Source organism: Gemmatimonadales bacterium (genome assembly GCA_030697825.1).
In the GTDB taxonomy this organism is placed as follows: domain Bacteria; phylum Gemmatimonadota; class Gemmatimonadetes; order Gemmatimonadales; family JACORV01; genus JACORV01.
The window spans coordinates 1-7552 of sequence record JAUYOW010000057.1 but is presented as its reverse complement, the minus strand read 5'-3'; the positions used below and the strand labels follow the sequence as shown (position 1 = coordinate 7552).

Sequence of the window (7552 nt, the reverse complement as noted above, 5' to 3'; positions counted from 1 at the left end):
CGCACCGTCGCGCGCTTCGACAGCGTGCGGGTGGCGAGCCAGCGCGACGCGCTGATGCTATCCGTCGAGCGCTACGTCCGGGCGCGCTACTGGGACGTGTACCACGCCGATCGCGCGCTGGAGATCATGGATCGCACCCTCGCCGTCGTGCGCGAGCTCTCGAATGTGGCCACGACGATGTACACGGTCGGCAGCACGGTGCAGTCGGACGTGGTGCGCGCCCAGGTGGCCGTCACGCGCATGCAGCAGGAGATCATCGAAATGCGCCTGCAGCGGTTCGCTGCTGCCTCGGCTTTCAACGCGCTGCTCGGACGACCCGGTGAGGCGCCGCTCGTTCTGCCCGCGCCGCCCGGTCACGAGGGGCACGGCGCGGCGACCCTCCCGCTCGAGACCCCGCCGCTCCCCCCCTTCGACTCGTTGGTCGCGCTGGCCGATACGGGCAACCCGGAGATCGCGGCCGGGCGCGCGGGTGTGGAGGGTGCTCGCACCAACGAGACGGCGATTCGCCGGATGATCTATCCCGACCTCGATCTGGGCATTGGGTACGGCCAGCGGGTCGGTGACAACGACATGCTGTCCCTGATGGTGGGGGTGAGCGTGCCGGTGTTCGCGCGCTCCCGCCAGTTCCGGATGCGGGACGAGGCGCGCGCGATGCGCAACGCCTCCGAGGAGATGCTGCGCGCCATGCGCCTGGAGGTGCGCAGCATGCTCGCCACCGCGTACCAGGAGGCGGAAACGGCCCGGCGCCAGGTGGCGCTGTACGCCGGGAGCCTCAGCCCGCAGGCGGTCGCCGCCTACGAAGCGGCGCTCTCCGCCTACCGAGTCGGGCGAGTGGATTTCCCCACGGTGCTCGACGCGCAAATGGCGTTGCTCACCTACCAGCACGACCTCCACCGCTACGAGGCGATGTACGGAACCGCGGTGGCCGAGATTGACCGCTTGATCGGGCGGCCGTTCGCCGCGCCGGCAGCGAACCAGTAGGGGACGACCATGAGAACCGAGATCCTTGCTCTTGCGGCGCTGCTCCCCGTCCTCTTCGCGACGGGATGCGGCCGCGACCGAGCCGAAGCCGAGAACCACAGTTCCCAGGCCGACACGGGCGTGGCCGCCAGGGACAGCGGACTCGCCGCGGCGGACAGCGCCACCCAGGGAGTCGCCGTGTCCGCCGAGGAGCGCTCCCGACTCGGTATCGTGGTGGTCACGGCCGAGTCGCGGGAGCTGGTGCGCGAGGTGCGCCTGGTGGGCCGCGTGACGCCCGCCGAAACGGCGTCGCGGACCGTCACGACCAAGGTGGATGGGTTCGTCGAGCGGCTCTACGTGGATTTCACGGGCCGGGCGGTGCGGCAGGGCGAGCCGCTGTTCGAGCTGTACAGCCCGATGCTGGTCGCCGCCCAGCAGGAGTTGCTGCTGGCGGTGCGACTGCGTGGTTCCCTCGGCGCGGCGCCCTCGAGCGAGGCGGCCCAGAACGCCGATTCGCTCGTGGCGGCGTCCCGTCGCCGGCTCGAGTACTGGGACATCAGCGCCGACCAGATCGCGGAGCTTGAGCGCAGCGGGGCGGTCCGCCGGACCATGACGCTGCGCGCGCCGGTGAACGGCGTGGTGCTTCAGAAGAATGTGGTGCAGGGCCAGGCGATCATGGCGGGCACGCCGCTCCTGCAGATCGCGGACCTCAGCACGGTGTGGCTCGAGGCCGACGTCTTCGAGAACGATCTCTCGGCGGTCCGCGTCGGACTGTCCGCGGACGTGTCGCTCGACGCGTACCCAGGCGAAGTCCTGCGGGGACGGGTGGCCTACCTCTACCCGACGGTGGACCCGGTCTCTCGCACGGGCCGCGTGCGAATCGAGTTGTCGAACCCCGCGGGGCGCATGCGTCCGGGGTTGTTCGGCACCGTGCGCATCCGGGCGCCGCTCAGGGCGCGAGGCGTTGTCATCCCCCGCCAGGCGGCCCTCGTGACTGGTGACCGGCAGCTGGTCTTCGTGGAGGACTCGGCGGGACGCTTCGTCCCGCGGCTGGTGACCCTGGGGTTCGAGACGGATTCCCTGGTCGAGGTTCTGAGGGGGCTGAGGGCCGGGGAGCGCGTGGTCGGCGCGGCAGCCTTCCTGCTGGACGCCGAGTCGAATCTCGGCGCGGCGCTGGCGGCTATGGCCGGCATGGACATGGGTGGTGGCAGCGGGGGCGGTCGCCGAGCGGCGCCGCGTCCGGCCCGCAACGGGCACTAGGGGGACCGATGCTTCGCGCCATCATCGACTGGTCCACGCGGAACCGCTTCCTCGTCGGTCTCGCCGTCATCTTCATCGGTGCCGCGGGGCTGTGGGCCATCCGCACCATCCCGCTCGACGCGCTGCCCGATCTCACCGACGTCCAGGTGATCGTGCAAACCGATTATCCCGAGCAGGCCCCGCAGATCGTCGAGGACCAGGTCACCTACCCGATCACGACGCAGATGCTGAAGGTGCCGGGGGCCAAGACGGTGCGCGGCTTCTCCTTCTTCGGCATGAGCCTGGTGTACGTGATCTTCGACGACGGGACGGATCTGTACTGGGCGCGCTCGCGCGTGCTCGAGTACCTCAACGGACTGCGCGGCCGGCTGCCCGCGAGCGCCAGCCCGGTCGTCGGTCCCGACGCCACCGGACTTGGCTGGGTCTACCAGTACGTCCTGACCAGCGACCGGCACTCGCTCTACGAGCTGCGGGCGCTCCAGGACTGGTACCTCCGCTACCTGCTGACCGCGGTCCCGGGTGTCTCCGAGGTCGCGTCCGTCGGTGGATACGAGAAGCAATATCAGGTTGAGGTGGATCCGGTCCGCCTCCAGGCCTTCAACATCCCCATCACCCGCGTGATGGAGGCCGTGCAGGGCGCCAACGTCGAAACGGGCGCCCGCGTGCTCGAGGTCTCCGGGCGCGAGTACATGATCCGTGCGCTGGGCTACGCCAGGGGCATCCCCGACCTGGAGAACGCGGTCGTCGGAACGACCGCCGGCGGGACGCCGATCCGGGTGCGCGACGTCGCCAACGTGCAGTTGGGGCCGGAGATCCGGCGCGGCGCCGCCGACTGGAACGGTCGGGGCGAGGCGGTGGGCGGCATCGTCGTGATGCGCTTCGGGGAGAACGCGCTCACCACCATCGAGCGGGTGAAGGAGCGCCTCGCCGAGGCCCAAGGCGGGCTCCCCGAGGGCGTCCGCGTCGTGCCGGTGTACGACCGGTCCGACCTCATCCACCGCGCCATCGAGACGCTGAAGGAGAAGCTCACCGAGGAATCGCTGGTCGTCGCCGCCGTGTGCGTGGTCTTCCTGCTGCACCTGAGGTCGTCGCTGGTCGCGATCCTCACCCTGCCGCTGGGCGTGATGATGAGCCTGATCGTCATGCGCTGGATGGGGATCTCGGCGGACATCATGAGCCTCGGCGGCATCGCCATCGCCATCGGCGCGATGATCGACGCGGCCGTCGTCATGATCGAGAACATGCACAAGCACCTCGAGCGCGCGGGGGGCTCGGAGCACGTCAAGGGCGAGCGGCGATGGGAGATCGTGCGGGAGGCCGCGGGCGAGGTCGGGCCGGCGCTCTTCTTCTCGCTGCTGGTCATCACGGTGTCGTTCCTGCCGGTCTTCACCCTGGAGGCGCAGGAGGGGCGGCTATTCAAGCCGCTCGCGTACACGAAGACGTTCGCGATGGCGTCGTCCGCGCTCCTCGCCATCACGGTCGTGCCGGTCGCGATGGGCTACCTGATCCGCGGCCGGATCAAGCCGGAGCAGTCCAATCCCGTCAACCGCTGGCTGATGTGGCTGTACCGGCCGGCGCTCCTGGTGGTGCTACGGCACCCGTGGAAGACCGTGGGAGGGTGCGCCGTGGTGCTGGCGGCGACGGTGTGGCCCGCCTCGCGCCTCGGGTCGGAGTTCATGCCGCCCCTGGACGAGGGCACGCTGCTGTTCATGCCGACGACGGTGCCCGGGGCTTCCATCACGGCGGCGCGGCAGGCGTCGCAGTACCAGGACTCGATCCTGGCGACCTTCCCCGAGGTGGCGAGCGTGTTCGGGAAGGTGGGCCGCGCGAACACGGCGACCGACCCCGCGCAGCTCGACATGATCGAGACCGTCGTGGTGCTCAAGCCGCACCACCAGTGGCGCCGTGGCATGACGCGCGAGCGGCTGGTCGCGGAGCTGGACTCGGCCGCGCGTACGACGGGCTACACGAACGCGTGGACGCAGCCCATCCGCGGCCGGATCGACATGCTCGCCACCGGCATCCGGACGCCGGTCGGGATCAAGATCTTCGGCCCCGACCTGCGCGAGCTGGAGCGGATCGGCAAGGAGATCGAGGCGGCGGTGGTGATGGTCCCGGGGACGCGGAGCGTCTTCGCCGAGCGCGCGGTCTCGGGCTCCTACCTCGATATCGAGGTGAACCGCGAGCAGGCGGCCCGCTACGGACTCAACGTGGCCGACGTGCAGCGCACCATCATCTCGGCGATCGGCGGGATGCAGGCGACGACGACGGTCGAGGGGCGGGAGCGTTTCAGCGTCAACGTGCGCTACGCGCGGGACCTGCGCGATTCCCCGAACGCGCTGCGGCGGGTGCTCATTCCGGTGGCGCTCGGCTCGGCGTCGGGCGGGGCGGGCGCGGCGGCGCCCGATGCCGGCGGCGGGCCCATGCCGCCCACGGGCGACGCCGGGATGGGCGGCGGCGGCCGCACGGTGCAGGTGCCGCTCGAGCAGCTGGCCACGGTGCGGCTCGTGAACGCGCCGATGCTGGTCAAGACCGAGGACGCCTTCCTCACCTCCTGGGTGCAGGTGGACATGGCCGGAAGCGATATCGGCAGCTACGTGCGGGACGCCAAGGCCGCGGTCGAGCGCTCGGTGGTGCTGCCGCCCGGCTACACCCTGCGGTGGAGTGGTCAGTACGAGTTCATGGAGCGGGCCGTGGCGAAGCTCAAGATCGTCGTGCCGCTCACGCTGCTCATCATCGTGGTGCTGCTGTACATGAACTTCAAGAACATGCGCGACCTGGCCATCGTGCTGCTCTCGTTGCCGTTTTCGCTGGTGGGCGGGATCTGGTTCATCTGGGCGCTGGGCTACAACCTCAGCGTGGCCGTCGCCGTCGGGTTCATCGCGCTGTTCGGCGTCGCGGCAGAGACCGGAGTCGTCATGCTGATCTACCTCGACATCGCCTACGAGCACTTCCGCCACCAGGCGCCGATGACGCCGTCCCGGCTCCACGAGGCCATCGTCGAGGGGGCGGCCGATCGGCTCAGACCCAAGATGATGACGGTCCTGGCCATCATGGCCGGCCTCCTCCCCATCATGTGGGGCAGCGGTGCCGGGGGGACGGTGATGCGGCGCATCGCCGCGCCGATGATCGGCGGGATGGTCAGCTCGACCGTGCTCACGCTCGTCGTGATTCCGGCCATTTACCTGATGTGGCGGAAGGCCGAGCTGCGGCGGATGCCGGCGGCCGTTCCGGCCACGCCCGCGGAGTGACCTATGCGGCCATCGACCCGCGCTTCGGCGCCTGAAACCTCAACGCTCGACCCAAGGAGTCTCATCATGAACCGCATCGTTCTCAGCCTGGCCGCTCTCGCTATCGGCGCGACGCCCTTAGCCGCGCAGCACGCCCATCACGCGGACAGCGCGCAGCGCCAGGCTACCCAGCGCCCGCCCTCCGCCCAGCCGGGGATGCAGCGTGGCCACGACGCCATGGGCATGGCCGGGATGGAGTCGATGATGGAGATGATGGGGGCGATGTCGCGGGTCATGGCGTACACGCCGCCGCGCCTGCTCGAGCGCAAGCGGGACCTGGGTCTGACGCAAGACCAGGAGGCGCGTCTCGCGCAGATCCAGGAGGCCGCCCGTCCCGAGCGCGACGGCGCCCGGGCCTCGGCCGATCAACACGGCCGGATGTTTCAGGAGGCGCTCAACGCGTCCGCTCCGGATCCGTCGTCGGTCGTCGCGCACTTCGAGAGCATGCACGCCGCGATGGGCCTGATGCATCGGGCCGAGCTGCGCGTGGCGCTCGAGGCTAGATCGGTGCTCACGGAGGCGCAGCGCCGCCAGGTTGACGCGTGGCAACGCCAGCAGGGCGCGCGCTCCGGCGAGGGGCACGACCGCGAAGAGCACTAAGCCGGCCCCTACCGTCCGCGGCGGCCGTAAGGGGCTCGGGTTCCTGATGGCTGTGAAGAAGTCCCGGCGAGCCGGGGTGCCTGTGGCCGCCGTGCGCTCTTATGGAAAGGAGCAGTCTGATGCAACACGTACTCGACGGGTGCATGCGGACCATGCGTCGTGCGACACTCGCGGCCACGGTTTTCTTCGCCTCCGCGTGCGCCGGGCCGGTGCTCCACACCGGGAGCTACGAGCCGAGTGGGTCCGCCTCTGAGCGGGTGTACGAGCGGTACGCGCCCGCGCGACTGCTGGCACAGGCCGCCGCGCTCGAGCTGACGGCGGAGCAGGTCGCGGCGCTTGGGGCGCTCCGCGACTCGGCCCAAGCCGGACGGCTCACGCCCCTTAACGCCGCGCAATCGGCGCGCGACGTGCTGCGCCCGACGCAGCGCAGGGCCGTCGAGGCCGACCCGCGACGACCGGCGTCACCTACGCCGCCTCGCACGCCACCGCACCGTCACTGAGCTGAGCGCGAGGGCCCCATGGTGGGCCCGGGAGGTCACATGGATGGATCCGCGAAGAACGTCGCGCGGGCAACTGCCCGAAGCGCACTCAATTGGACTCCAGGAGGATGATCTTGCGCGGCCTGCTCCTTACCGTGGCCGCCGCCGCAGTGGCGGCGGCGTGCTCCGACAACTCGGGACCCGACCTGGCGCCGGGCTCGGCGTCCGTGTCCGTGGCCCCAGCACCGAACGCGGCGAACGTATCACGGGGGGACACGATCCGCATGTGGTTCGACATGCCGGTGGATTCGGCGTCCTGCCTCAACCGCTTCACGTTGCACATGGCCGACAGCACTGGGGAAGCCGTGCCCGGGCGCATGATGTTCGGCGACGGGTACCGCCAGATGATGTTCGTCCCCGACTCCCTCATGCGCGCCGGCACCGGGTACTTCGCGCACCTGCGCGACAGCGTGATGATGCGCGCGACCATGCACGACGACGGGATGGGCGGGCAGATGGGCGGTGGCAGCATGACGATGATGGACGACATCCCGGCCGGCGCGACGCGCATGCGCGACGGCATGGGCTGGTCCTTCACGGCCGGGAACTGAAAGGAGCAGTCTGATGCAAGACGTACTCGACGCCTTCGCGACGCGGCTCAGCCAACGGCTGGACGATGCGCAGGCAGCAGTGGAGCGGCGGTCCGCCGACAACGAGCGGGCGATGCGCGAGCGGGAGCAGGCGCACACGCGGGTGGAGGCCGACGTCGATCCGATCCATCGCGAGATCGTGCGGCCGATGCTGGAGGAGCTGGCGCGGCGCTTCGACAACGCGAGCCGGGTGCACTTCAAGGCCCCTCGCGGGTTCCTGACGCACTGCCGATTCGCCCACACGGCGCGCTTCCCCGCGACCGCGAAGCTGGTCGTCGGCCTGGAATGGGAGGAGGAGAGCCGGCGGTCGTGG

7 protein-coding genes are annotated in these 7552 nt (G+C 70.3%); all 7 read left to right on the top strand.

Annotation, left to right across the window (positions count from 1 at the left end; translation table 11 throughout):
• On the top strand, window positions 1-981 hold a 981-nt coding region (locus tag Q8Q85_02900; protein ID MDP3773192.1), incomplete at its 5' end, for a TolC family protein.
• 9 nt (window positions 982-990) lie between these two features.
• Window positions 991-2220, top strand: coding sequence for an efflux RND transporter periplasmic adaptor subunit (locus Q8Q85_02895; GenBank protein MDP3773191.1), 1230 nt, complete (start codon window positions 991-993; stop codon window positions 2218-2220).
• 8 nt (window positions 2221-2228) lie between these two features.
• Complete coding sequence (locus tag Q8Q85_02890) at window positions 2229-5471, top strand: CusA/CzcA family heavy metal efflux RND transporter (GenBank protein ID MDP3773190.1); 3243 nt, start codon at window positions 2229-2231, stop codon at window positions 5469-5471.
• A gap of 66 nt (window positions 5472-5537) precedes the next feature.
• Window positions 5538-6110 (top strand): Spy/CpxP family protein refolding chaperone, encoded by a 573-nt coding sequence (locus Q8Q85_02885; protein ID MDP3773189.1) that lies wholly within the window; start codon window positions 5538-5540, stop codon window positions 6108-6110.
• Window positions 6111-6229: 119 nt separating this feature from the next.
• Window positions 6230-6610, top strand: a complete 381-nt coding sequence (locus tag Q8Q85_02880) for a hypothetical protein (protein MDP3773188.1) — start codon at window positions 6230-6232, stop codon at window positions 6608-6610.
• 107 nt (window positions 6611-6717) lie between these two features.
• Window positions 6718-7200 (top strand): Ig-like domain-containing protein, encoded by a 483-nt coding sequence (locus Q8Q85_02875; GenBank protein MDP3773187.1) that lies wholly within the window; start codon window positions 6718-6720, stop codon window positions 7198-7200.
• 13 nt (window positions 7201-7213) lie between these two features.
• Window positions 7214-7552 (top strand): hypothetical protein (locus Q8Q85_02870; protein ID MDP3773186.1); only part of this gene is annotated, 339 nt, incomplete at its 3' end.

Coding starts and splice junctions, on each gene's coding strand:
- Q8Q85_02895 (MDP3773191.1), top strand. CDS start 991: ATGAGAACCGAGATCCTTGCTCTTGCGGCGCTGCTCCCCGTCCTCTTC.
- Q8Q85_02885 (MDP3773189.1), top strand. CDS start 5,538: ATGAACCGCATCGTTCTCAGCCTGGCCGCTCTCGCTATCGGCGCGACG.
- Q8Q85_02880 (MDP3773188.1), top strand. CDS start 6,230: ATGCAACACGTACTCGACGGGTGCATGCGGACCATGCGTCGTGCGACA.
- Q8Q85_02890 (MDP3773190.1), top strand. CDS start 2,229: ATGCTTCGCGCCATCATCGACTGGTCCACGCGGAACCGCTTCCTCGTC.
- Q8Q85_02875 (MDP3773187.1), top strand. CDS start 6,718: ATGATCTTGCGCGGCCTGCTCCTTACCGTGGCCGCCGCCGCAGTGGCG.